The 25,597-nt window shown below is 60.7% G+C and carries 22 protein-coding genes; 11 read left to right on the plus strand and 11 right to left on the minus strand.

The window, feature by feature from the left end:
• Positions 1–83: 83 nt before the first annotated feature.
• The 3 genes from narQ to ACUXAC_RS00995 form a co-directional block, all read right to left on the minus strand.
• Positions 84–1,760 carry a nitrate/nitrite two-component system sensor histidine kinase NarQ gene (narQ, locus tag ACUXAC_RS00985; protein ID WP_084827297.1) on the minus strand — a complete coding sequence of 559 codons (1,677 nt, stop codon included), beginning with the start codon at positions 1,758–1,760 and terminating at the stop codon, positions 84–86.
• A gap of 253 nt (positions 1,761–2,013) precedes the next feature.
• Positions 2,014–2,664, minus strand: coding sequence for a M60 family metallopeptidase (locus tag ACUXAC_RS00990; protein ID WP_387444896.1), 651 nt, complete (start codon positions 2,662–2,664; stop codon positions 2,014–2,016).
• Positions 2,665–3,660 carry a hypothetical protein gene (locus ACUXAC_RS00995; RefSeq protein ID WP_387444898.1) on the minus strand — a complete coding sequence of 332 codons (996 nt, stop codon included), beginning with the start codon at positions 3,658–3,660 and terminating at the stop codon, positions 2,665–2,667. It abuts the gene before it with no gap.
• A gap of 234 nt (positions 3,661–3,894) precedes the next feature.
• Between ACUXAC_RS00995 and nudK the strand changes: the two genes are divergently transcribed.
• Positions 3,895–4,470 carry a GDP-mannose pyrophosphatase NudK gene (gene nudK / locus ACUXAC_RS01000; protein ID WP_025303814.1) on the plus strand — a complete coding sequence of 192 codons (576 nt, stop codon included), beginning with the start codon at positions 3,895–3,897 and terminating at the stop codon, positions 4,468–4,470.
• A 50-nt stretch (positions 4,471–4,520) separates the two neighbouring features.
• On the opposite strand, the gene tkt is transcribed toward nudK, so the two are convergent.
• From tkt to ACUXAC_RS01015, 3 genes are all read right to left on the minus strand, one after another.
• Positions 4,521–6,515: a transketolase gene (gene tkt, locus ACUXAC_RS01005; RefSeq protein ID WP_421115175.1), complete on the minus strand. Its 1,995-nt coding sequence runs from the start codon at positions 6,513–6,515 to the stop codon at positions 4,521–4,523.
• Positions 6,516–6,533: 18 nt separating this feature from the next.
• Complete coding sequence (gene tal, locus ACUXAC_RS01010) at positions 6,534–7,484, minus strand: transaldolase (RefSeq protein ID WP_060419797.1); 951 nt, start codon at positions 7,482–7,484, stop codon at positions 6,534–6,536.
• Between the two features lie 258 nt (positions 7,485–7,742).
• Positions 7,743–8,336 carry a lytic polysaccharide monooxygenase gene (locus ACUXAC_RS01015; protein WP_004936574.1) on the minus strand — a complete coding sequence of 198 codons (594 nt, stop codon included), beginning with the start codon at positions 8,334–8,336 and terminating at the stop codon, positions 7,743–7,745.
• Between the two features lie 404 nt (positions 8,337–8,740).
• On the opposite strand from ACUXAC_RS01015, the gene ACUXAC_RS01020 reads away from it, so the two are divergent.
• Positions 8,741–9,682, plus strand: coding sequence for a LysR family transcriptional regulator (locus tag ACUXAC_RS01020; protein ID WP_038881234.1), 942 nt, complete (start codon positions 8,741–8,743; stop codon positions 9,680–9,682).
• 85 nt (positions 9,683–9,767) lie between these two features.
• On the opposite strand, the gene ACUXAC_RS01025 is transcribed toward ACUXAC_RS01020, so the two are convergent.
• Positions 9,768–11,267 carry a glycosyl hydrolase family 18 protein gene (locus ACUXAC_RS01025; RefSeq protein WP_387441886.1) on the minus strand — a complete coding sequence of 500 codons (1,500 nt, stop codon included), beginning with the start codon at positions 11,265–11,267 and terminating at the stop codon, positions 9,768–9,770.
• A gap of 293 nt (positions 11,268–11,560) precedes the next feature.
• On the opposite strand from ACUXAC_RS01025, the gene ACUXAC_RS01030 reads away from it, so the two are divergent.
• From ACUXAC_RS01030 to maeB, 5 genes are all read left to right on the plus strand, one after another.
• Positions 11,561–11,887: a phage holin, lambda family gene (locus tag ACUXAC_RS01030; protein WP_004936551.1), complete on the plus strand. Its 327-nt coding sequence runs from the start codon at positions 11,561–11,563 to the stop codon at positions 11,885–11,887.
• Entirely contained in the window at positions 11,877–12,278 is a 402-nt protein-coding gene (locus ACUXAC_RS01035) for a M15 family metallopeptidase (protein ID WP_019453868.1), read from the plus strand. The genes ACUXAC_RS01030 and ACUXAC_RS01035 overlap by 11 nt, the downstream gene beginning before the upstream one ends.
• Entirely contained in the window at positions 12,275–12,655 is a 381-nt protein-coding gene (locus ACUXAC_RS01040) for a DUF2570 family protein (protein ID WP_084827301.1), read from the plus strand. The genes ACUXAC_RS01035 and ACUXAC_RS01040 overlap by 4 nt, the downstream gene beginning before the upstream one ends.
• Entirely contained in the window at positions 12,636–12,809 is a 174-nt protein-coding gene (gene lysC, locus ACUXAC_RS01045; protein WP_033635476.1) for an Rz1-like lysis system protein LysC, read from the plus strand. The genes ACUXAC_RS01040 and lysC overlap by 20 nt, the downstream gene beginning before the upstream one ends.
• 214 nt (positions 12,810–13,023) lie before the next feature.
• Positions 13,024–15,303, plus strand: a complete 2,280-nt coding sequence (gene maeB / locus ACUXAC_RS01050) for an NADP-dependent oxaloacetate-decarboxylating malate dehydrogenase (protein WP_038881248.1) — start codon at positions 13,024–13,026, stop codon at positions 15,301–15,303.
• A gap of 50 nt (positions 15,304–15,353) precedes the next feature.
• Here the strand turns inward: maeB and mmuM are convergent, their stop codons facing one another.
• Complete coding sequence (gene mmuM / locus ACUXAC_RS01055) at positions 15,354–16,292, minus strand: homocysteine S-methyltransferase (RefSeq protein ID WP_421115176.1); 939 nt, start codon at positions 16,290–16,292, stop codon at positions 15,354–15,356.
• Complete coding sequence (mmuP, locus tag ACUXAC_RS01060; protein ID WP_047730133.1) at positions 16,282–17,691, minus strand: S-methylmethionine permease; 1,410 nt, start codon at positions 17,689–17,691, stop codon at positions 16,282–16,284. Before mmuP ends, mmuM begins: the two co-directional genes overlap by 11 nt.
• Before the next feature lie 177 nt (positions 17,692–17,868).
• On the opposite strand from mmuP, the gene ACUXAC_RS01065 reads away from it, so the two are divergent.
• From ACUXAC_RS01065 to ACUXAC_RS01080, 4 genes are all read left to right on the plus strand, one after another.
• On the plus strand, positions 17,869–18,708 hold the full coding sequence (locus ACUXAC_RS01065; RefSeq protein ID WP_084827304.1) for a ChaN family lipoprotein: 840 nt from the start codon (positions 17,869–17,871) through the stop codon (positions 18,706–18,708).
• A gap of 102 nt (positions 18,709–18,810) precedes the next feature.
• Positions 18,811–19,608 (plus strand): energy transducer TonB family protein, encoded by a 798-nt coding sequence (locus ACUXAC_RS01070; RefSeq protein ID WP_070914519.1) that lies wholly within the window; start codon positions 18,811–18,813, stop codon positions 19,606–19,608.
• 54 nt (positions 19,609–19,662) lie between these two features.
• A complete protein-coding gene (locus tag ACUXAC_RS01075; protein ID WP_080435372.1) occupies positions 19,663–21,789 on the plus strand; it encodes a S9 family peptidase in 2,127 nt (708 codons plus the stop codon).
• Between the two features lie 120 nt (positions 21,790–21,909).
• Positions 21,910–24,150: a TonB-dependent receptor domain-containing protein gene (locus ACUXAC_RS01080; protein WP_387441881.1), complete on the plus strand. Its 2,241-nt coding sequence runs from the start codon at positions 21,910–21,912 to the stop codon at positions 24,148–24,150.
• Between the two features lie 22 nt (positions 24,151–24,172).
• On the opposite strand, the gene ACUXAC_RS01085 is transcribed toward ACUXAC_RS01080, so the two are convergent.
• Both ACUXAC_RS01085 and hemF read right to left on the minus strand, forming a co-directional pair.
• Complete coding sequence (locus ACUXAC_RS01085; RefSeq protein WP_004936514.1) at positions 24,173–24,628, minus strand: YaiI/YqxD family protein; 456 nt, start codon at positions 24,626–24,628, stop codon at positions 24,173–24,175.
• Positions 24,628–25,545, minus strand: coding sequence for an oxygen-dependent coproporphyrinogen oxidase (gene hemF, locus ACUXAC_RS01090; RefSeq protein WP_387441879.1), 918 nt, complete (start codon positions 25,543–25,545; stop codon positions 24,628–24,630). The genes ACUXAC_RS01085 and hemF overlap by 1 nt, the downstream gene beginning before the upstream one ends.
• Positions 25,546–25,597 lie beyond the last annotated feature (52 nt).

The raw sequence follows: 25,597 nt of genomic DNA on the forward strand, positions 1-25,597 counted from the left end.
AATAGCGGCAATCTTCGCCGCAAACCTCCCCGGGCGGCCTTCTGCCCGGCGGCAGCCGTAACGCAAAGTGAACAGCGGCGAGGTCAGGGCGGGAATGTCAGGCAGACCGCCGTGCCGCCGCCGTTTCTGCGCCGAATGTGCAGCGTTCCTCCCAATCGCGCCGCGCGTTCACTCATGATGGTCAAGCCGTAGTGCCCTTCCGGTTCCTCCAGACTGGCGATGCCGCAACCGTCGTCGATAATGCTGAATACGTTGTCGCCTGCGGCGTTGACTTCGCAACACAGGGTGATTTCATTCGCCCCGGCGTGCTTGACGGCATTGAGCACCGCCTCGCGCACGATCTGCAGCGCGTGCACCTGCTGCTGGGCATTGAGCGCCTGCGAAGGTAGCCGACAGTGTAACTGAATCCGCGCGGGGGTTAGAGCCTTTAATGGCTGCAACAGCTGCTCCAGCGCGGCGTTCAGGTCCGCCTCCTGAATATTGAGACGGAAGGTGGCCAGTAATTCTCTCAGTTGGCGATAGGCATCGGCCAGCGTGCGATCGAAATCGTCGATAATCACCTGCGCCGCCGGCGCATCGGTGGCGCGCCTGAGCAGCGTAAGCTGAATGCGCAGGAACGACAGCGTCTGCGCCAGCGAATCGTGCAGCTCGCGGGCGATGGTCGCGCGCTCTTCCATCAACAGCAAATATTGGTGCTGCTTTTGCGCCCGGTTGAAGTAGACGCCGCGGCCCAGCATGTTGGCCAGGCTCTGCATCAGATGAGGATGCGGCGGGTGCGCCTCGGGCTGCCAACGCAGCTCGCCAAGCGGTTTGTCGCTCTGGGTGATCGGCAGCGTGTTCCAGGCTTGCGTCGGCGCCGCTTCCCCTTCGTTCAGTTGCCATTGGCCGTGGTCGTCCGCCACGTTCAGCCGGATGCAGCGCAGCCGTTCGCTTTGGCGCACAATGCGCAGCACATTCTCGAACGCCTGCTGATCGATCTGGCGCACGCTCAGCGCCTGCGAACAGCGATACAGTACCTCCAGCGTTTCGTTGGCCTGCTGCAGGCGCCGGGTCTTTTCCTGCACTTTCAGCTCCAGCGACTGATAGAGTCGGGCCAGCTCGTCCGACATGGCGCTGAAGGTTTGCGACAGCACGCCGAGCTCGTTCGGCAGCGCCACGTCCAGCTGCGAGTGGCTGAAGTCGCGCTGCTGCACGCGCTGGCTGGCGTCGACCAGATGCTGCAGCGGCGTGACCACCTGGCGGCGCATAAAGCGAATGCAGAACAGCACCAGGCCGATGATGGCGGCGTAACCGATCACGCTGACGGCGGCCACCAGGGTGAGTTTCAGCTCGGAATAGCGCTGCAGGGCAGAAACGAAATGATCGACGCGGTTGACGTAGCCGGCGACCTCCGCCCGGTAGGCGGCCGCCTGCCCGCCGCGGATCTGGCGCTCCATCGTTTGCCATGCCCGTTGCAGCGCCAGATAGTGATTCCGCACCTCGGCCGGTACGTAAAACCGCGCCAGCTTTTGCAGCGCCGGCGCCTGTAAAGATTGCCGGTACTGCTGCAGGTGCAGCTCCAGCTCCGGGCTCTGCTGGTCGAGATCGAAGGCCAGCCGGTAGCTTTGCATGCGCAGCGAACCGGCGATATTGATCGCTTCGGCGTCGCTCTGGCTGCCGGCGACGGTGGTCAACGCCAACCCGGTGGCGAGCACCGACAGTATCACGATGCCGAACAGCGCTCTGGCCAGGCTGCCGGTCACGGAACGTTTAACAAGCAATCACGGATCCTTCTCTCAGGTGAGGCGCTTCGCCAGTTTCATTCGAAAGCAAAACTATAACTTTTGCAACTAAAATGCACCGCGATTTGTATCAAGTTGTCAACAAAACGGGAACAATTGTCGTCGTATAATCAAATGAATAGCGAAATGCCCGCCGATGTTCAGCGGCGGGCTGGTTTCCTCCGGCGATTTGTCTTTAGCGTGGATCAAATCTTGCGCAAGGCTCCTCGTCGGCGGTTTTTGTCACTGTCGGTCAAGGCGTCGGCAGATGCATCGCGGCAACCTGTTTCGCCGCAGCATCGCTGAAGCGCAACCCCCAGCGGGTAAAGTACTCGCGCAGATCCTGCCCCGCCTCCCGGCTGTAGACGACCACGCTGAAGTCGATGACCTTCTGCGGCGTGCCGAAGACGTATTTATATTTATCCTGCATGGTGTTACCCGGTGCCGCGAAGGCCTGCTTCAACCGTTCCTGATTGATGCGCGGGAAGAAGGATTCATCATAAGCGTGCAGCAGATGGGTAAAGAATCCCAGTGCGAGATCGTGCTGCTGCTTCGGGAACTCGTCGTAGCGCACTTCCGAAGCGAGGAACTTACGCACCGCATCCCGATCCCACTCTTTGTCTGCCCCCAGTTTGCAGGTCGGGCCATAGTCAAAATCGTTACGTTCCGACAGCATGCGGCAGGCCAGTACCGAATAGCGGTTGACCTGCACTTCGGGGAACACGTTGTATTCCCACTGCGGCTCGTTCTCGTGCCCCAGTTCGTGCCAGAGCCCCCAGTGAGCGGCATTGGCGCGGGTGGTCTTGTCGGCGAAGAAACCGACGTTGACCGCGCCCTCGCGGTATTCCGCGCTGCAGCATTTGCTGTAGTTGAGGAACAGGGAGCCCTGTGACGCCGTGAACATCTAGTGGGTACCATCCATGCCGTTCACCGCTTCATACAGCGCGGCAATGCTGAGGCTTTCCCCCAGCGATTTATTGATGATCTCCTGCGTTTTGTCGGTGATTTTCTTCGGTACGAAGTGATTGGATTTACCGTCATACAACACGACGCCGCCCAGGATGCTGGCGCCGGCCTTCTGTTGCTCCCAGTCGCCTTGCGTATTTTGACCGAGAATGTGCAGGTTGCTGTCGCCCCCGCCGCTCACCTCAAACCGGACCAATTCGCCGTTTTGCTGTTTTTGCGGATGGCTGCAGCCTAAGGCCAGTACGCCGGTTTGCGCGAAGGTATAAGTGGTCTCCTTGTTGGCATCAAGCTTTCGTTTTTCCGAGTAGATGCTGTCGACATTATCGAAACGGGCGCTGGTCGCCGCAAAACATGAGCTGCCTGCCGGAATGGCCCCGGTCTTGATCGTGACGCTGTCGCCCTGATTCCCCAGCGTGCGGGTGTAGAAGAAAATTCCGCGCGCCATGCTGCCATACAAGGAGTTGTACCAACTTGCGGCGTGAACGATCGGCAGCCGGTAGACATTTGGCGTGTCTGACGGGTACATCTGCATGGTGCGCTTGAGCCAATACAGCGGCGTGCGGGCATCTTGCGAGTCCGCCAGCGCCTGTTCGGCGTCTTGATTCAGCGCGTCCAGGCTGGTGCCGATGTAACGCAGCGCATCGTTGAATCCCTCCTGCTCGGCGTAGGCTTGCCACCAGGGGGCTTCCTGGGCGGTACACTGGCCGAGGTTTTGCCAGGGTTCGCCGACCCAACCGGCTACGCCGGGGATATGGTGCTTTTCTGCCCACCATTTATTGGCGAACAGCGCATTGTCCTTGATGACCTGTGTGCCTTTGATGGCGTAGGTTTTAGCCGTCCATTCCGGCACGTTGGCGCAGTCCGCCGCGTGGGCGCCGGCGCTGGCCATCAATAAAAGGCTTAACGGTAACAAGCAGCGATGAGTCAGTTTCACGTTGGTTTTCCCTAAAGAGGCGTTGAAAAATAAAGTAGGCGCGTGTTATTAGGATGATATTGGCGCTCTTCCTTATGGTTTTTTTTCAGGTTTTCCGCTACTTAGATGTACTTACTTTAAGATGATTTCAGGTTGGGGTACCGTTGGGAGAGATGATGTTTTGTTGCAAATCGTCTGCCGCGGCGCGGCGCAATCGCGGTATGATCTTCAGGTTGCTACTCAAGGGAAAAGGGCATGTCGTCGAAAATTGAGAATGTGAAGAAAGAGCTGCTGTCGGACAACTGGTATGTGCTGCACAAGTACACGTTCGATCTGAAACGCAAAAACGGCGGTTCGGTGCAACAGGTGCGTGAGGTCTACGATCGCGGCAACGGCGCCACCATTTTGCTGTACAACCGCGCCAAGGGCACGGTGGTGCTGACCAACCAGTTCCGCATGCCGACCTATGTCAACGGCAACGAAAGCGGCATGTTGCTCGAGGCCTGCGCCGGCCTGCTGGACGCCGATTCGCCGGAGCAGTGCGCGCGCCGCGAAGCGGTGGAGGAAACCGGCTTCCAGGTGAGCGAGGTCAAGAAAATCTTCGAAGCCTACATGTCGCCGGGCGGCGTGACCGAGATCGTGCACTTCTTTATCGCCGAATACCATGACGATGAGCGGCGCGCGGCCGGCGGCGGCATTGAAGATGAAGATATCGAAGTGATCGAACTGCCGTTCAGCGAAGCGGTGGCGATGATCGCCGACGGCCGCATTAAAGACGGCAAGACCATCATGCTGCTGCAATATTTGCAGATTCATCGGGTGATGGCATAAAAAAAGCCGGTCACGATGACCGGCTTTTTTATCGGCTTGCGCCAGGCCGCTTACTTCAGCAGCGCCTGCGCCTTGGCCACCACGTTGTCCACGGTGAAGCCGAACTCGGCGAACAGCTGCTCCGCCGGCGCCGACTCACCGAAGGTGGTCATGCCCACGATGGCGCCGTTCAGGCCCACGTACTTGTACCAGTAGTCCGCAATACCCGCTTCCACCGCCACGCGCGCCGTTACCGCCGCCGGCAACACCGACTCGCGGTACGCCGCATCCTGCTTGTCGAACGTGTCGGTCGACGGCATCGACACCACGCGCACCTTGCGGCCCGCCGCGGTCAGCTTGTCCGCCGCTTCCACCGTGATGCCCACTTCGGAGCCGGTGGCAATCAGGATGACGTCCGGCGTGCCCGCGCAGTCTTTCAGCACGTAGCCGCCGCGGTACACGTTTGCCAGCTGCTCTGCGGTGCGCGGCTGCTGGGTCAGGTTCTGACGCGAGAACACCAGGGTGGTCGGGCCGTCGTTGCGCTCGATGCCGTACTGCCACGCCACCGCCGACTCCACCTGGTCGCACGGGCGCCAGGTGCTCATGTTCGGGGTCACGCGCAGGCTCGCCAACTGCTCCACCGGCTGGTGGGTCGGGCCGTCTTCGCCCAGACCGATGGAGTCGTGGGTGTAGACGAACACGTTGCGCAGCTTCATCAGCGCCGCCATGCGCACCGCGTTGCGGGCGTATTCCACGAACATCAGGAAGGTCGCCGAGTACGGCAGGAAGCCGCCGTGCAGCGCGATGCCGTTGGTGATGGCGGTCATGCCGAACTCGCGCACGCCGTAATGAATGTAGTTGCCCGCCGGGTCAACGTTCAGCGCTTTCGAGCCGGACCACATGGTCAGGTTGCTCGGCGCCAGGTCGGCGGAGCCGCCCAGGAACTCCGGCAGCACCTTGCCGAACGCTTCCAGCGCGTTCTGCGATGCCTTGCGGCTGGCGATGTTGGCCGGGTTGGCCTGCAGTTTTTCCACGAACGCCTTGGCGTCGGCTTTCCAGTCGGCCGGCAGCTCGCCGTTCATGCGGCGCTTGAACTCGGCAGCCTGCTCCGGGAAGGCCCTGGCGTAGGCGGCGAACTTGTCGTTCCAGGCCGCTTCTTTGGCCTGACCGGCTTCTTTGGCGTCCCACTGGGCGTAGATGTCCTGCGGGATTTCAAAGGCGGCGTATTTCCAGCCCAGCGCTTCGCGGGTGGCGGCCACTTCGGCGGCGCCCAGCGCGGCGCCGTGCACGTCATGGGTGCCGGCCTTGTTCGGCGAGCCGAAGCCGATAACGGTCTTGCACATCAGCAGCGACGGCTTGTCGGTCACCTTGCGGGCTTCTTCAATCGCGGCCTTGATGGCGTCCGGGTTGTGGCCGTCGACGTTGCGCACCACGTGCCAGCCGTAGGCTTCGAAACGCAGGGCGGTGTCGTCGGTGAACCAGCCGTCGACGTGGCCGTCGATGGAGATGCCGTTGTCATCGTAGAAAGCGGTCAGCTTGCCGAGCTTGAGGGTACCGGCCAGAGAGCAAACTTCGTGTGAGATGCCTTCCATCATGCAGCCGTCGCCCATGAAGGCGTAGGTGTGGTGGTCAACGATGTCGTGACCCGGGCGGTTGAACTGCGCCGCCAGGGTGCGTTCGGCGATGGCGAAGCCGACGGCGTTGGCGATACCCTGGCCCAGCGGGCCGGTGGTGGTTTCAACGCCTGGGGTGTAGCCGTACTCCGGGTGCCCTGGGGTTTTGGAGTGCAGCTGACGGAAGTTTTCCAGCTCGCGCATCGGCAGGTCATAGCCGGTGAGGTGCAGGAGGCTGTAAATCAACATGGAGCCGTGGCCGTTGGAGAGCACGAAACGGTCGCGGTCAGCCCAGTGCGGGTTAGTCGGGTTGTGGTTGAGGTAGTCACGCCACAGGACTTCGGCGATGTCCGCCATGCCCATAGGGGCACCCGGGTGGCCGGAATTTGCTTTTTGTACGGCGTCCATGCTGAGTGCGCGGATGGCGTTGGCAAGCTCTTTACGAGAAGACATAACGAAACTCCAGTACGGTTACAGTTGAGCGACCAACATGTCTTCCAGCTTCTGCTGGTCGACGGCGAACAGGCGAATGCCTTCGGCGAGTTTTTCCACCGCCATGGCGTCCTGGTTGTGCAGCCAGCGGAACTCCGCTTCAGCCAGCGGGGCAGGTTGATGGAAGCCCTCGGTAGACGGGGTCAGCTTGCGCTCGACCGGCTGGTCGCTGTTTTTCAGCTGTTCCAAAAGGTTTGGTGCGATGGTCAGGCGATCGCAGCCGGCCAGCGCCAAAATCTGCTCAACCTTACGGAAGCTGGCGCCCATGATCACCGTCTGGTAACGATGACGCTTGTAGTATTCATAGATGGTACGCACCGACTTCACGCCCGGATCCTGATCGGCATCGTAGTCGGCGGCAGGCTGTTTGGCCTGGTACCAGTCATAGATGCGGCCGACGAACGGCGAGATCAGATACACGCCGGCTTCGGCGCAGGCGCGGGCCTGGGCGAAGGAGAACAGCAGCGTCAGGTTGGTGTTGATGCCTTCTTTTTCCAGCTCTTCGGCGGCTTTGATGCCTTCCCAGGTGGAAGCCAGTTTGATCAGGATGCGCGATTTGTCGATGCCTTGTTCCTGATACATGGCGATCAGCTTGCGCGCTTTGGCGACGCACATGCCGCGATCGAACGACAGGCGGGCGTCCACTTCGGTGGAGATGCGGCCCGGCACGCTTTTGAGGATCTCGACGCCGATATTGACCGCCAGCTTATCGCTGGCGTTGATCAGCTGGGTTTCCTTGCTACCGCCCTGACGACGGGCGTAATCCAGCGCTTCGGCGATCAGCGCCTTGTACTGCGGCAGTGCGGCGGCTTTCAGGATCAGCGAAGGGTTGGTGGTGGCGTCCTGGGGTTCGAACTGGCGGATGGATTCGATATCGCCGCTGTCGGCGACCACCGTGGTCAGCTGCTTGAGTGCGTCTAATTGATTCATTAATAAGCTCCTTGACCAAGCTCAACGTAGGGAAATGAGAACCTTTTTCATCATAGGGGGAACACACTGCATCATCGGGTCGGGAATGAAAATGCGCTTTTTCTGATTGTTGCGATGGATAATAACAATGAATGCCGAATAAACCCAGGCGGGGCGCGGCTTGCGGCGGTGGCAGGCGAAGGGGGCGGTAGCGCAAGAGCCAAAAAAAGAAGGGTTCAGCGCCAGGCTGAACCCTCAAAGATCGTCTCATTTGGCCGATTATTTGCTCAGGTTGACATCGATCGCCTGGTAGAAGGCGTTGGCGGTGTCGGCTATATCCCACACGGCAAGGATCACGTGCGAACCGCTGCGGTCTGCCGGTATATTGCACTGGTGGGTCACCTGTGCGGCAGGGATGGCGCCGCCGTCGTTGAACTGGCAGAACGGCGTCAGGTCAAAGGAGGCGCGGGTCAGCGGCTGGGAAGCGTCCCAGTTCGGCTTGGTGATGAAATAGCGCCAGCTGGTGGTGCTGTGACGCGCGGTCAGCTTCCAGGTAAAGGAGTTTGGGCCGGTTTTCAGGTTGAGCTTGTTCCAGCGCGTCGGCGTTTGCTGATCCAGTTCGAAGAAGGTGGACTTGTCGGCGCTGGCGATATGACCGTCAGCCGGGCCGGCCTGCGGGAAGCCTTTCAGGCCTTCGACGCTCTGCGGTTCATACTGCACGCTGCCGCACTGGGTGTTGAGCTGCAGTTTGCACTGATAGGCACGGCTGGCCGGCGATTCGACGTAACCGTGGGCATTCGCCTGTTGCGAAACGCCAAACATGGCCGCGCTCAGCAGGCCCAGAGAAAGCAGGGTACGGGAAGTTTTGTTCATAAGTCACTCCTGACTGAAATTATGTTGTAAGTTGAGCGTATTTCACCGACAAAATGAGAGGCTAATAACGCAATTAGAAATAACCCTGTTTGTCGGCTTGTTTTATTTTTATCATTCTGGTTGTGCAGCAGAGCGGAATGTTTTAGCGGCTATTAACGAAAATTATTATGATGACGATCTTTGATCGTTAGGCTGAATTTATTTAACTGTCACAGTGTAAAAGCACGGCGCTATGATGAAATTTATATCATGTAGTGATGAATAGTATTTAAGATAGCGCTCTCATTTATGAAGTATATTGCTTGTTGCCTTGAGTAACCTTGTTCGACTTGATCGATTTTTGTGCGCCACCACCTCGGGAATTTAGTGTCATTTTTCTTATTTTATTTTAAAGAGGAATTTGTATGACTAGATTATCCCTGGACGCGATTAAAATAATCAGCACCATCAAGAGCACCGGCTCTTTCTCTATGGCGGCGGAGGCGCTGCATAAAACGCCTTCGGCGATCTCTTATCGGGTTTCCAATATTGAAAGCAAACTCTGCGTGAAACTTTTTCATCGCAATGGCCCCATGATTACCCTGACGGATGAAGGGGAATTTCTCCTGCAGGAGGGCAGCTGGATATTAAATGCGGTGCAGGATTTGGAAAGTCGGGTAAGAAACATCCCCAAGCTGGACAATAATATCCGCCTGGCGGTAGACACCTTCTTCCCACTGGAGACCCTGACGCAGGATATCCGCGACTATATTCAGCATTGCCCGAACGCCAATATCTCGGTGCAGCGGGAAGCGCTGAACGGCACCTGGGATGCGCTGAAGAACAACCGGGCGGACCTGATCATTGCCATCGGCCAAATTCCCGACAGCGTACAGGCCAAAACCCTGATGCTCGGCAAGCTCAACTTTGTGCTGTGTGTGTCGCCTTCGCACCCGTTCGCGGCGCAGAGAAAGCCGGTGTGCAAGAAGCAGCGCTTGAACGACATCGTGGTGGTGATCGCCGACAGCAGCCATGAGCTGCCAAAACGCAATCACGGCACGCTGCCTCTGCAGCGCCAGCTGGTGGTGTGCGATGTGGAAAGCAACCTGGCGCTGCTCAAACGCGGCATCGGCCACGCTTTTCTGCCGCCTGCGCTGATCGAAAAGGAATTGGCCAGCGGTGAACTGGTGACGGTGCCGGTGGAGATGCAAAAGGGCGACGAAATGATTTGGCTGGCGTGGCATCCGGCCAGCAAGGGCGCCGGGTTTAGCTGGTGGCATGAGCGACTGACGCGCAAAAGCGATGTTTACAGCCTGATGGGTCGGGAAGTGGTGCGGGATGGCGGCTATCCTTGGTGCCACAACTGAAGGAATAGAGACGAAGGGACGCGAAAATCAAACGGTTAACTCAATGAAAACCCCGCAGCGTTCGGCTACGGGGTTTTTTTATGGCTTACGCCACGCGGCCTACCTTCAGCCAGGCGCTGTCGGAGCCGGGCGCCGAGGTGATATAGCCCCACTTGGTCTGCCAGACGTAACCCTGATAGGACACCAGCGCGCCCTGCGCGTAAATGGTGCCCGGCACGTAGGCCGGCGCGGTCATGATCGGCAGGTTGCCGGGGCCGACGCCGGTGTAGCGCAGGCCGGTGCCCATATCCAGCTGGCTGTCGTCGTAGTCCGCGGCGTTGAAATAGCGATCCAGCGCGGCCAGCAGATCGCCGTTGCGGTTGTCCTGCCCCAGATGCCAGAACATCACGCCGCCCAGCTGCTGCTGCTTGATGTACTTCGCTTTGTATTTGAAGCTTTCGGCATCGTCATAGGTGACGAACAGCCCGTTCTGCGCATGATACAGGTAAGGGGTTTTGGTCTTGTCGTTCCACAACCGCTGATAGCCGTAGTTGCCCTGCAGCATCTGTTCCAGCTGGCGATAGGAGGCGATGCGCGGATCTTTGTCGCGCACGCACTCTTCGCAGCCCACCAGCCAGTAGTCGGTGCTCGGATACGGATCTTCGCCCGGCGTGCTGTGGCTGCTGTACTGGCCGCCGTTGCTGCCGCTGACGCCTTTGAAGGCGCGGCCGTAGAAGGGGACGCCCATCACGATCTTGGCGCTCGGCACGCCTTCCATCATCAGGTGTTGCTGCACCGCGGCGTCGACCGTCAGGCTGAACGGGCTGGGGAAGGCGCGGGTCAGCTCTTCCCAGCTCCAGCCCAGATTGGCTTCGCGCAGCGCGTTGTAGAAGGTCGGCCCGGCCGCGTCGCCGAACAGCGCCGCCTGGTGGTTGGTGATCTTCTCCCAGGGGCCGGCCAGATCGTAGGTCATCAGGTTGATGTAATCGAGCGGTGCGACGATCTGCGCCAGCTTGCTGTAATAGCGCGACAGGAAGAAGGCGCCGCCGGCGCCGGCGATGGTCAACTGATACGGCAGCGCCTGGCGGCCGTCGGCGACGGTTTGCCGATTCAGCAGGGTGCGGATCTCTTGCAGCGCGGCGATGAAACCCTCCACTTCTGAGGCCTGCGGGTACTCCCAGTCGATGTCCACGCCGTCGAAGCCGTAATCTTTCATGATGCGCACGCAGGATTGGGCAAACTTGGTGCGCGACGCCGGGGTTTTCACCGCGTTGACGTAGTTGGCGTGCGACACGCCCAGATCGTTGGAGTAGTACCAGCCGCCGATGGAGAACATGATGCGCAGGCTGGGGTTGTGCGCTTTGAGCGCGGTCAGGCGATTGACCACATCACGCGCCTTGGCGTCGTTGGTGGCCGGATCCCAGGCGCATTCCAGATTGCTGTTGATGTCCAGGAACGAGAAGTTGATGTGCGTCAGCTGTTTGGCTTTGGCCGGCGTGATGTTGGAAACCGGGAACGGCACGACGGACGTATCGGACTCGGTGTAATTATTGATTTGGTTGGTTGGAATAAAATAATACCCAATAACGGCTTTGCGTGTGGACATGGTATTTCTCCTGAGCGGATGTTTTTATGATGGGGAACTATTTCCCGTAGCCATTAATGTTTATTTTTGATGAAAACAAAAGTCGAAATAAATCACGATAACAATGAATTTTTATTCACTGCCGTACACATTGGCGGTTATGCGTTGTGCCAGCGCTCAGCATGAATGAATTCGACCATAGGGTCTGTATTTATTCATTTGCTTTGTCATAGCATCCTTAACTAGATTCTGATTATCCGATGTCCCACCGGCCGTGATTGGCATTTAATTAAAAATAAAAAAGGAGATGAGCTATGTCCAGCATAGAGCCTGACGCTGTTGGCTTAATAGTCCAGCGAGTATGTGAATATCTTCAGCCGGTATTAAACGCCATTTTGGCCGGCGTAATGGCGTTATTGCACGGCGCCTATCGCAACGTGGGTATTCGGCGGCGTTTATTGAATGCGGCGATGTGCGCGTTATTGGCCTGGACGGTGCGCGATGCGCTGGCGCTGATGGGCCTGGAATTAAAGTGGGCGAATTTAGCCAGCGTGCTGATTGGCTTTATGGGGGCGGATTACATCAACGCCTTAATTAAGAAATTCATTGGCAAAAAAACGGGGTTTAAAAATGTTAAATGACATCGAAGATATTCGTTTTACCGCCCGCAGCGAAGAGAACCTGCGCGGCGTACACCCGGATCTGGTGCGCGTTATTCGTTTGGCGCTGCGTTATTCGCTGGTGCCGTTCTCCGTCAGTGAGGGGCTGCGCAGCATGGCGCGCCAGCGGGAAATGGTGCGCGCCGGCAGCAGCCAGACATTACGCAGCCGCCATCTGACCGGCCACGCGGTGGACGTGGTGGCGATGCCGGCGGGCGTGGTCTCCTGGGAGTGGGATTACTACGCGCAGATTGCGGTGGCGGTGCGGCGCGCGGCGCGTGAATGCGGCATCAACGTTGAATGGGGCGGCGAGTGGAAAACCCTCAAGGATGGCCCGCACTTCCAACTGCCTTTCCGGGACTATCCGGCATGAGCGGTTGGCTGCAAAAACTGATGCAGGGCGGCTTGCTGCTGCTGTTGCTGGCGGCTATCTGCCTGGGTGGCTACAGCTCGCTGCTGTCGCACCAGTTGGCGTCTGCGCGGCAACAGGCGGCAGAGCTGCAGAAAAGCCTGGCGCAGCAGGCCGGGCTAATCGCCACCCTGCAGACTCAGGATGCGCAAAACCGTGCGCTGATGGCGGCGCAGCAGCGGCAGGAACGGCAGCTGCGCCAACAACACGAGGCTTATCAGAGGAAATACCGTGAAGCGATTAAAAACGATCCCTGCGCTGCTCAGCCTCTGCCTGGCGCTGTGCTTGAGCTCCTGCGCCCGGCCGCCGCCGCCGCAGGCCGTGCCGCTGTTGCCCCCTGAGTCGGTGTTTGCTCCTTGTGAGCAACCGCAGCTGCAAGGGGAGACCTGGGGCGACGCGGTAAGCTATACCCTGGCGTTACAAACCTCGTTACACATTTGCGCCGGCCAGGTGGAGACGCTCAACGCCTGGCGCGCCACGCTGCCGCCACGCTGACGGCGGCGTTTCTGTGCGCGTTCCACAGACCTTCTTTTTTTACTTTTAAAACGGTCTTTCGGCCAAGGTTATGGCCCGCTTCAAAGTTTGTGATGTTTCTCTCACTATACTTCAAGGCTGCGCCCTGTCATTGTACCTGGGCGCCACGGCCCACGGCAGGGCGCAGCCTCAAAGCCTTACCTCAACATAAAAGCAAAAAACAAAGGAATCCATAATGGACGAACAGCTCAAACAGAGTGCCCTTGATTTCCATCAGTTTCCTGTCCCAGGGAAGATCCAGGTTTCCCCCACCAAACCGTTGGCGACCCAGCGCGATCTGGCGCTGGCCTATTCGCCGGGCGTCGCCGCGCCTTGCCTCGAGATCGCCGAAGATCCGTTGGCAGCCTACAAATACACCGCGCGCGGCAACCTGGTGGCGGTGATTTCCAACGGCACGGCGGTACTGGGTCTGGGCAATATCGGCGCGTTGGCCGGTAAGCCGGTGATGGAAGGCAAGGGCGTTTTGTTCAAGAAGTTTTCCGGTATTGATGTGTTTGATATCGAAGTGGATGAGCATAACCCTGACAAGTTAATCGACATTATCGCCGCGCTGGAACCGACCTTCGGCGGCATCAACCTGGAAGACATCAAGGCGCCGGAGTGTTTCTACATCGAACAGAAACTGCGCGAGCGCATGAAGATCCCGGTGTTCCACGACGACCAGCACGGCACGGCGATCATCACCACTGCGGCGGTGCTCAACGGCCTGCGCGTGGTGAAGAAGAATATCTCCGACGTACGCCTGGTGGTGTCCGGCGCCGGCGCGGCCTCCATCGCCTGCCTGAACCTGCTGGTGGCGCTGGGGCTGCGGCAACAGAACATCACCGTTTGCGACTCCAAGGGCGTCATCTATAAAGGCCGCGACGCCAATATGGAGCAGACCAAAGCCGCCTACGCCATCGAGGATAACGGCCAGCGCACGTTGGGCGACGCCATCCCGAATGCCGACATCTTCCTCGGCTGCTCCGGCCCGGGCGTTCTGACGCAGGATATGGTGAAAACCATGGCGCGCGATCCGCTGATCATGGCGCTGGCCAACCCGGAACCGGAAATTTTACCGCCGCTGGCCAAAGCGGTGCGCCCGGACGCCATCATCTGCACCGGCCGCTCCGATTACCCGAACCAGGTGAACAACGTCCTGTGCTTCCCGTTCATTTTCCGCGGCGCGCTGGACGTGGGCGCCACCACCATCAACGAAGAGATGAAGCTGGCCTGCGTGCATGCCATCGCCGATCTGGCGCTGGCGGAGCAGAGCGACGTGGTGGCTTCCGCCTATGACGACCAGGATCTCTCCTTCGGCCCGGAATACATCATTCCGAAACCGTTCGATCCGCGTCTGATCGTCAAGATCGCGCCGGCGGTAGCCAAGGCGGCGATGGAGTCCGGCGTGGCAACGCGCCCGATCGAAGACTTCGACGCCTACGTCGAGAAGCTGGCGGAGTTCGTCTACAAAACCAACCTGTTCATGAAGCCGATCTTCTCGCAGGCGCGCAAAGAGGTGAAGCGGGTGGTGCTGGCGGAAGGCGAGGAAGAGCGCGTGCTGCACGCCACGCAGGAGCTGGTGTCGCAGGGGCTGGCCTTCCCGATCCTGGTCGGCCGCCCGAGCGTGATCGAGATGCGCCTGAAAAAATTGGGCCTGCAGCTGACGCCGGGCAAAGATTTCGAAGTGGTGAACAACGAGTCGGATCCGCGCTTTAACGAATACTGGGGCGAGTACTACCAGATCATGAAGCGTCGCGGCGTCTCGCAGGAACAGGCGCGCCGTGCGGTGATCGGTAACCCGACGCTGATCGCCGCCATCATGCTGCACCGCGGCGAAGCGGATGCGATGATCTGCGGCACCATCGGCAGCTATCACGAGCATTACGACGTGGTGAAGAACGTGTTCGGCTTCCGTGAAGGCGCGCACGTCGCCGGCGCGATGAACGCGCTGCTGCTGCCGAGCGGCAACACCTTTATCGCCGACACCTACGTCAACGACGATCCGACGCCGGAACAGCTGGCGGAGATCACCCTGATGGCGGCGGAAACCGTGCGCCGCTTCGGCATCGAACCTAAGGTGGCGCTGCTGTCTCATTCCAGCTTCGGCTCTTCCGACTGCCCGGCGGCGCGCAAGATGCGCAAAACGCTGGAGCTGGTGAACGAGCTGGCGCCGGAGCTGGAGATCGACGGCGAAATGCACGGTGACGCCGCATTGGTGGAAAGCATCCGTCACGATCTGATGCCGGACAGCCCGCTGAAAGGCTCGGCCAACCTGCTGATCATGCCGAACATGGAAGCGGCGCGCATCAGCTACAACCTGCTGCGCGTCTCCTGCTCGGAAGGGGTGACCGTCGGGCCGGTGCTGATGGGGGTCGCCAAGCCGGTGCACATCCTGACGCCGATCGCCTCGGTGCGCCGCATCGTCAACATGGTGGCGCTGGCGGTGGTGGAAGCCCAGACCGAACCGCTATAAGCCCGGGTTGAGTGACTGGCCCCCTGCGCCGTTGGCGCCGGGGGCTTTTTTTATGCCTTGCAGCGTGCGGCGATGGCGCGGATATCCTGCGGGGTGGTGCGGCAACAGCCGCCGATCAATTGCGCGCCGAGCGTGCGCCACTCCGTCGCCTGATCGGCCAGGCTGCCGTGCTCGCCGCCGCAGGCGTGCCAGGTTTTGCTCACCGCATCGTAGTGCTCGCCGGAGTTGGGGTAGACCAGCAGCGGTTTGTCGGCCAGCGCGCCCAGTTGGCGCAGCGCCGGGGCGACCTTGTCCAGCGCGATGCAGTTGATGCCGATGGCCAGCACCTGCGGGTTGCCGCGCAGCGCGGACAGGACCTCCGCCAGCGGCGTGCCGTCGCTGAGGTGTTGGCTGTCGCGCAGGGTGAAGGCGAACCAGGCGCCGAGCGTCGGGAATTCCTGCAGCAGCGTCAGCAGCGCCTGCAGTTCGGCGAACGACGGCAGCGTTTCGCAGGCCAGCAGATCGACGCCGGCGGCGGCCAGCGCGGCGAGGCGCGGGCGGTGGAAGGCAATCATGTCATCCTGCGCCAGCCGGTAGTCGCCGCGGTATTCCGAGCCGTCGGCCAGATAGGCGCCGTACGGGCCCACCGAGCCGGCGATCAGCAGCGGCGCGGCCTGCGGGTGCGCGGCCAGATAATCGCGGCGCGCGCGTTGCGCCAGCTGCACGCTTTTGGCGATCAGCCCCAGCGATTGCTCCTGATCCAGGCCGCGGCGCAAGAAGCCCTGCGGCGTGGCCTGATAGCTGGCGGTGATGGCGCAGTGGGCGCCGGCGTTGAAATAATCGAGATGCACCTGATAGATAAGCTCGGGATTTTCAATCAGCACCTTGGCCGACCACAGCGGATCGGTCAGATCGCAGCCGCGCGCTTCCAGCTCGGTGGCCAGCGCGCCGTCCAGGATCAGCGTGGGGTGTTCGGCCAGCAGGCGGGCGACGGGGTTATTAACCGACATGTTGTTCTCCCAAAGCGGTTTTTTGCCCGGCGCGCCGGGTCAGGAAATAGGTGAGGTAGCACAGGGCGACGAACGGCAGCCCGCAGTAGAGCGCAATGCGCTGCTCCGGATCGAACGCCAGCCCGATGCAGGCCAGCAGGCACAGCGCAAAGCCGAGGATCGGCGTCAGCGGGTAGCCGGGCGCGCGGTATTTCAGGCCGCTTATCGGCTGGCCGCTGCGCAGGTAGGCGCGGCGGAAAGCAAAGTGGGCCGCGCAGATGCTCAGCCACACCGCCACCACCGCAAAACCGGAGATCGCCGACAGGGCGACGAACACCGTGTCCGGCGCGATCACGCTGGTCAGCAGCGCCAGCACGCCACCGAGCATGCTGAAGGTCAGGGCGTTGATCGGAATGCCGCGCGCATTGACGCGCGCAAAGTAGGCCGGCAGGGTGCGCTGGTGGGCCAGCGACCACAGCATGCGCCCCGAGGCGTACAGGCCGGAGTTAGCCGCCGACAGGATGGCGGTCAGGATCACGAAGTTGAAGATATCGGCGGCGTAAGGCACGCCGATGCGTTCAAACACCAGCACGAACGGGCTTTTGACGATCCCCGCCTGATCCATCGGGATCAACGCTGCCAGCACGAAGACCGTACCGATAAAGAACAGCATCAGGCGGATCACCGTAGTGCGGATCGCCAGCGGCACGACTTTTTCCGGGTTCTCGGTTTCACCGGCGGCGATGCCGATCAGCTCCGTACCGGAGAAGGCGAAGTTCACCGCCACCATGGTCATCAGGATCGGCAGCGTGCCGTGCGGCAGCCAGCCGGAAGCGGTCAGGTTATGCAGGAACGGCGCCGGCGTGCCGTCTTTCATCGGCAGCAGGCCGAACATGGCGGCGCCGCCCAGAATGATAAACGCCAGAATGGTCACCACTTTGATCAGCGAAAACCAGAATTCGCTTTCGGCGAAAAAGCGGGTGGTCACCACGTTAAGCAGGAAAATGGCCGCACAGAAGATCAGGCACCATAGCCACACCGGCGACTGCGGGAACCAGTACTGCATGCAGAATCCGGCGGCGGTCAGGCTGGAGCCGAGTGCCACCGTCCAGGTGAGCCAATACAGCCAGGCGACGGCATAGCCGGTGGCCGGCCCCAGATAGCGCGAAGCATAGACGTGAAAAGCGCCGGTTTCCGGCATCGCCACCGACAGCTCGCCCAGGCACAGCATCACCAGATACACCACCAGCGCACCGATCAGGTAGGCCAGCAGCGTGCCGAGCGCCCCAGTGGTGGAGATGATGTAGCCGGTGTTGAAAAACAATCCGGTGCCGATCACGCCGCCCAGCGATAGCATCACCAGGTGCCGGGCCTTCATGCTGCGTTTGAACTGTCCTGCGGCGGGTGCCGATGGTTGCATAATAATCTATCCGTATAGACGTCTAAATATCTGAATGGCTATTGGTTATACCCGCAATGCTTTTTCAACGCAATGCGCAGCCGGCGATCGGCGCGTAAAAAAATCGTTAAGTCGGATCTATATGCAAATGATAATTATTATCTATAATGTCGCCATTTTCGATAATGGGGCAACATGATGAGATACCTGATTTTATTGGCGGCGTTGGCGCTCGGCGCCTGCAGCCAGGCGCCGGTGAAGGCGCCGGCCAACGACGTCGCGAGTTTGGGGAGCATCACCGATCTGCACAGCGGCGCGACCCTGACGCCGGAGCAGCTGTTGACGCGACTGGCGCAGCAGCCGCGGGTGATCCTGGGGGAGAAGCATGACAATCCTTACCACCATCAGATTGAGCAATGGCTGGTGCAGCAGCTGCCGCTGCGGCGGCCGCAGGGCAGCGTGCTGATGGAGATGATCAACCCGAACCAACAGGCGCAGGTCGACAAGGTCAAGCAGTGGTTGCAGAGCGATCCCACGGTGCGTGACGGCCGCGTAGCGGAGCTGATCGCCTGGCAGCCGGGCTGGAAGTGGGAGCTGTATGGCGGGGTGACGATGGCGGCGATGCGCGCGCCTTACCCGCTGTGGTCGGCCAATCTGGATCGCAGCGAGATTACGGCGTTCTATCAGCAGCCACAGTTCCCGGCGGGGCAGCTATCGGCGCAGCCGGCGGTGCGCAAGGCGCTGGAAGAGACCATCCGCACTTCGCACGGCGGCAAGATTGAGGCCGACCAGCTGCAGGCGATGTTGGCGATCCAGCAGCAGCGCGACCGGCGCATGGCGGAACGTCTGCTGGCGGCGCCGACGCCCGCGCTGCTGATCGCCGGTGGCTATCACGCCGCCAAATCGGTGGGGGTGCCGCTGCACGTGCGGGATCTGCAACCGGCGGCGGCGCCGACGGTGCTGATGTTGGCGGAGCCGGGCGTACAGGTCGATGCGAACACCGCAGACTACCTGTGGATCACACCATCAGTGAAATGAATACGTTAAGAGAGTGAAAAGGGGTGTTAATTATATTTGCAAATGATTATCATTAGTAAATGTGATCTGCAATCATTCGCAATTAAGCAAGCTAATGCCCCTATGTTAAGTCAGTCTTACTCCCTCCCGGCCTTTGAACTGCCGCAGCCGCGCTGGGCGCGCGGCCTGCTGCTCGCCCTGGCGGCGCACGCGGCGTTGGTGCTGCTGTTTTACTGGCCGCAGACGGCGCTGGAGCCGGTGGTACTGCCACCGCCGGCGGTGATGATGAGCTGGGCAGCGCAGATTGAAGCGCCGGAAAGCAAGCCGTTGCCGCTGGGCGTGCAGCAGGCGGAATCCGCCGCGGCGCAGCCTGCGGAGCAGCAGCAACAGCCGGATCTGCCCAAGCTGGCGCGCGCCGAGAATGCGAAAATCGTGACGGCGCAGAAGAAGCGTGCCGAACACCGCCCCCCGCAAAAATCGCAGCCGAAGCCGCAGGAACAGGCCAAAGAGACGCGCAATGCCGCCGCGTCCAGCGCCGCCGCGCCGCAGGCGCAGACGCTTTCCCACCAGACCGCCGCACCGATCAACAGCGACGCCAATAGCAACGCGCAGGCCAAACTGTCGTGGGAGAGCCTGGTGAAAGGCAAACTGAACCGCATCAAGGATTACCCTTTGGATGCCCGCAGCCGCCGGCGCAGCGGCATGCCGCAGGTCAGCTTCAGCGTCGACGCGCAGGGGCGGGTCTCGAACGTCATGCTGCAGGTGCGTTCCGGCACCGCGTCGCTGGATCGGGAAGCGGTGGCGGTGGTGTCACGCGCCCAGCCGTTGCCGCCGCCGCCGCCGGAGATGCTGCAGCAGGGAGCCGTCAAGGTGACGATGCCGATCGATTTCAATCTGGCGGAGCTGAATGCCCGCCGTTAATGCCCGCAGGCGCCGCATCGCCGTCGTGCGCCTCTTCAAACTTCGTGAGGGATTATGAATCCGCTGTTATTCACCCCGCGCCGTCGCATCGCGGCCGCGCTCTGGCTTTCTTTAGGCATCGCCGGCGCCGCGCTGGCGCAACCGCAGCCGCCATTGGCGGAACGCGCGCCGAAAGCGCTGACGGCGCACGGCGAGACGCGCACCGACGATTACTACTGGCTGCGCGACGACAGCCGAAAAGAACCGAAGGTGCTGGACTACCTGAAGGCGGAGAACCGCTACACCGAGCAGATGATGGCACCGTACCAGAAGCTGCGCGCCACGCTGTATCAGGAGATGCTGGGCCGCATGAACCCTGACGATCGTTCGGTGCCGTATCAGCTCAACGGCTATCGCTATCAGGAAAGCTACGCCGCCGGTAAAGATTTCGCGCTGTATCAGCGCCAGGCGCTCACCGCCGACGCGCCGTGGCAAACCTTGCTGGACGCCAATCAGCGCGCGGCCGGCCACGCCTACTATCGCCTGGGGGCGATGGACGTCAGCCAGGACAACCGCCGGCTGGCGGTGGCCGAAGATCTGCAGGGTCGCCGCCAATACCGCATCTCCCTGCGTGAGATAGGCAGCGAACGCTGGTCGCCGGAAACGCTGGAAAACACCTCCGGCAACATGGTGTGGGCCAACGACAACCAAACCCTGTTCTACGTGCGCAACCACCCGCAAACGCTGTTGCCATACCAGGTTTATCGCCATCAGTACGGTACGCCGACGGCGGAAGATAAGCTGGTGTACCAGGAAAACGATCCGGCGTTCTACCTCAGCCTCGGCCGCTCGTCCTCGCGCGATTACCTGATTCTGACCATCAGCGGTAACACCACCTCCGAGGTGCGCCTGATCGACGCCAACCAGCCGCAGCGCGAGCCGCAGCTGTTCGCCGCCCGGCAGAACGGCCGCGAGTATTACCTCGATCACTACCGCGGCGAGTTCTACCTGCGTTCTAACCATCAGGATCCGAACTTTGGCCTGTACCGCACGGCGGCGGCGGGCAAACCCTGGCAGACGCTGATCGCGCCGCAGGCGCAGCACGAGGTGGAGAGCTTCAGCCTGTTCCGCGACTGGCTGGTGGTGCAGGAGCGCGCCAACGGGCTGGTGCAGCTGCGGCAAATCAGCTGGGACGGCAAAACCGAGCGCGCCATCCCGTTCGATGACGCCAGCTACATGGCCTGGCTGGGCTATAACCCCGAGCCGGACAGCGATCGGTTGCGCTATGGCTATTCGGCGATGACCACGCCGACCCGCACCTATGAATGGGATTTGAACAAGGGCGAGCGCACCCTGCTGAAGCAGCAGGAGGTGAAAGGCGTCGATCCGAGCCTGTATCACAGCGAGCGCATCTGGGTCACGGCGCGCGACGGCGTGAAGGTGCCGGTCTCGCTGGTGTACCGCACATCGCTGTTCAAAAACGGGCATAACCCGCTACTGGTGTACGGCTACGGCGCTTATGGCATGAGCATGGATCCGGCGTTCAGCGCCAACCGCATCAGCCTGCTGGATCGCGGCTTCGTCTATGCGCTGATCCACGTGCGCGGCGGCGGCGAGCTGGGGCAGAGCTGGTACAAACAGGGCAAGCTGACGCATAAACCGAACAGCTTCAACGACTTCATCGACGCCACCCAGGCGCTGATCAAAGACGGCTATGGCCAACCGGGGCGCATCTACGCCATGGGCGGCAGCGCCGGCGGCTTGCTGATGGGGGCGGTGATCAATCAGGCGCCGCAGCTGTACAACGCGGTGGTGGCGCAGGTGCCGTTCGTCGACGTGGTGACCACCATGCTGGACGACAGCATTCCGCTGACCACCGGGGAATACGAGGAGTGGGGCAACCCGCACCAGCCTGCCGCCTATGCGCTGATGAAGTCCTACAGCCCGTACGACAACGTGCGCAAGCAGCGTTACCCGAACCTGCTGGTTACCAGCGGCTTGTACGACTCGCAGGTGCAGTATTGGGAGCCGGCCAAATGGGTGGCGAAGCTGCGGCGCTTCAAGCAGGGCGATTCGCTGCTGCTGCTCTCCACCGACATGACCGCCGGCCACGGCGGCAAGTCGGGCCGCCTGGCGCGGCTGGAAAACGGCGCGCTGGAGTACGCCTTTATTCTGGCGGCGGATCGGCAGGCGCAGAAATAACCTTCAGCGCCGCGGCACGCTGCGGCGCAATAAAACAATAACAACTTTTACCGCGCTTTCGGCGGGCTTTTTGCTGGGCATTGTCGGCCATCAAACCTTATTGGCTATTTCTGGGGATATATGAAAATCAAAATGATAGCGAGCCTGATCGGCGCGGGACTGGCGCTGTACGGGCCGGCTGCGGCCGCGCAGGAACAGGCGGAAAATAATAAAGGCAGCGTGGCGTTCAGCCCGCTCAACGTCTCGGCCGCCGACAGCGGCAAAAGCAGCGAAAAAGACGCATTGGCCCGGCCGGGCGCGTTCAGCTCGCGCGATGAAAACAAGAATCTGGAGTCGGTGGACAGCATTCTGCGCAGCATGCCGGGCACCTATACCCAGATCGATCCCGGCCAGGGATCGGTCAGCGTCAATATTCGCGGCCTGAGCGGCTTTGGCCGGGTCAACACCATGGTCGACGGCATCACGCAAAACTACTACGGCAACTCGCCGAGCGACGCAGCGCACGGGGGATTGCCCACCAGCCAGTTCGGGGCGCTGATCGATCCTAACTTTATCGTCGGCGTCGACGTGGCGCGCGGCAATGCCACCGGCTCCGCTGGGGTGAACGCCCTGGCGGGCAGCGCCAACTTCCGCACTATCGGCGTGGACGACGTGGTGTTTTCCGATAACCCGTTCGGCGTGCGCACCAAATTCTCGGTGGGCAATAACGGCATCGGCCGCAGCGGCATGATCGCCGTGGGTGCCAAAACCGCCGCCTTTGCCGACGGCGGCAGCCTGGGAGCGATGGCAGCGATCAGCGGCAGTTCCATCACCTCCAACTACAAAAACGGCGCCGGTTTCGACAGCGAGGTGTTCAACGTTGATAAAACCTACCGCCAGAACCCGAAATCCCAGCTGTTCAAGGTGGACATCAAGCCGGATGCCTTTAACAGCATCGAACTGTCGGCGCGCAGCTACCAGAATAAAATCACCCGCCGCCACATCGACAGCGACGATTTTTACCTTAAATATCACTACGCGCCGTTCTCGGAACTGATCGATTTCAACCTGACCGCCAGCACCAGCCGGGGTGAGCAGAAATTCATGTCCAACAACATGGCGGGCTTTAGCGACAGCACGGCGAAAAACATCTCTGATGCGCTGGATATCAACAACACCAGCCGTTTCAGCCTGCAGGATGTCGATTTCGCCTTCAGCTACGGCGGCAAGCTGGTGCGCAATGAGTATAAGAAAAAGGCCTCCGGTTTGGTGACGGATGACAATCAGGCGGAAAGCATGCCGGTGGGAATGTCGGGCAAGCAAGATATTTCCAGCCTGTATAGCGGGTTGCAGGCCAACTACGGCATCTGGCAGGGGAATTTCGATCTGAACTACACCGCCTATCGCCTCTCCGGCTATAAGCCGGCCTGTGACGAGCGCGTGGAGTGCTTCCCGCAGGGCGCCGGCAATATCAACCGCAACGAACACGGCTTCAACCCGTCGGTCATGCTGTCGGCGCAGGTAACGCCGTGGCTGCAACCGTTCGTCAGCTACAGCAAGTCGATGCGCGGGCCGAATATCCAGGAGGTGTTCTTCGCCAACAGCGGCGGCCAGTCGATGAACCCGTTCCTGAAGGGCGAAAAAGCGGAGACCTGGCAGGGCGGTTTCAATGCCAATGCCCACGATCTGTTGTTCAAGCAGGACAGCTTCCAACTGAAAGCGGTCTATTTCGAAACCAGGATCAAAAACTACATTTCCAGCCAATCCTACCTGGTGTGTAAAAATCGCCAGAAGTGCAATCGCTCGCAGGCGACGCAGGAAGAGTGGGATAACGCGGACGCCAACGTCAAAATGACCATGTACAGCAACGCTCCCGAGCCGGTCAAAATGCGCGGGGTGGAGCTTGAAGCGCTGTACGACGCCGGTTTCGCCTTCACCAAACTGTCGTTAAGCAAGGAGCATACTTCCCAGCCGACCAACCAGGCCAGCAACGAATTCGGCGCGGGCGACATCAGCGAACTGCCGGAATTCTACTTCACGCTGGACAGCGGGGTGCGCCTGCTGGACGAGACGTTGACGCTGGGCGGGGTGGTGAAATACACCGGCAAAGCGGTGCGCCTGTCGCCTGATTCCACTCCCGATGAAAACGAACAGTTGATGAAGGAGCCGGCGCCGCATATTCCGACCATTATCGATCTGTACGGCACCTATCAGGTGAATCGCAATTTGTTGCTGAAGCTCAGCGTGCAAAACCTGATGGACAAAGACTATTCGGACGCGCTGAACAAGATGAACTCGCTACCGTCGCAGTCACAAGATTTCACGCCGACCAACACCGCCCGTGGGCGGACTTATATCTTCGGCGGGGAGGTACGCTTCTAAACCGCAGCAGAGCAGGGCGCAGTCACTGCGCCCGTTTTGCCTGCAGCAGCCATTTGTCCAGCTCGTTGGCGAACTGCTGGCGGTCGCGCTGGTTCAGGGCGTTCGGGCCGCCGGTCTGAATGCCGCTGGCGCGCAGGGTATCCATAAAATCGCGCATGTTGAGGCGCTCGCGGATGGTGTCCGGCGTATAGCGCTCGCCGCGCGGGTTCAGCGCCACCGCGCCTTTCTCTATCACCTCCGCCGCCAGCGGAATGTCGGCGGTGATCACCAGATCGCCCGCTTCGCAGCGGCGCACGATCTCGTTGTCGGCCACGTCGAAGCCGGCCGCCACCTGCAGTGAACGGATGTACTTCGACGGCGGCGTGCGCAATGGCTGGTTCGCCACCAGCGTCACGGTGATGGCGGTGCGATCGGCGGCGCGGAACAGCACCTCTTTGATCACGTTCGGACAGGCGTCCGCATCGACCCAAATCTGCATCATTTCGGCTCCTGCAGCCAGTCGCGCACCGGCAGGAAATCGCGCGCCAGCGCCGCTTCCGGGCTGTCGGCGTCCGGCTGGTAGTTATATTCCCAACGCACCAGCGGCGGCATCGACATCAAAATGGACTCGGTGCGCCCGCCGGTTTGCAGCCCGAACAGCGTGCCGCGATCCCACACCAGGTTGAACTCCACGTAGCGGCCGCGGCGATACAGCTGGAACTGGCGCTCGCGCTCGCCCCAGGTCAAGGCCTTGCGTTTTTCGACGATCGGCAGATAGGCGTCGAGGAAGCCCTGGCCCACCGCACGGGTGAAGGCGAAACAGTGGTCGAAGTCCGGGGTGTTCAGATCGTCGTAGAACAGGCCGCCGATGCCGCGCGCTTCGTTGCGGTGCTTGATGAAGAAGTAATCGTCGCACCACCGCTTGTATTTGGGGTAAACCTCGTCGCCGAACGGCGCGCACAGCTCGGCTGCGGTACGGTGCCAGTGCACGGCATCTTCTGCGAAACCGTAGAACGGCGTCAGATCAAAGCCGCCGCCGAACCACCACACCGGCGCTTCGCCCGGTTTTTCGGCGATGAAGAAACGCACGTTGGCGTGGCTGGTGGGCACGTAGGGGCTGAGCGGATGGATCACCAATGAGACGCCCATCGCCTGGAAGCTGCGCCCGGCCAGTTCCGGACGGTGCGCGGTGGCCGAGGCCGGCAGGGTGGCGCCGGAGACGTGCGAGAAGTTGACCCCCGCCTGTTCGAACACCGCGCCGTTGGTCAGCACGCGGCTGCGGCCACCGCCGCCTTCTTCACGCGTCCATTGGTCTTCGGTGAACACGGCGCCGTCGGCCTGGGCGAGCTGCGCGCAGATATGATCCTGCAGCGCCAGCAGGAAGGATTTTACTTCAGCGATGTTAGGTAAACTCATGCGGGGTCTTTATAGCGTCTGGCTGAACAAGGCGCTGAGTATACTCTTATTC

It is taken from the genome of Serratia sp. 121840015-1, assembly GCF_053627655.1.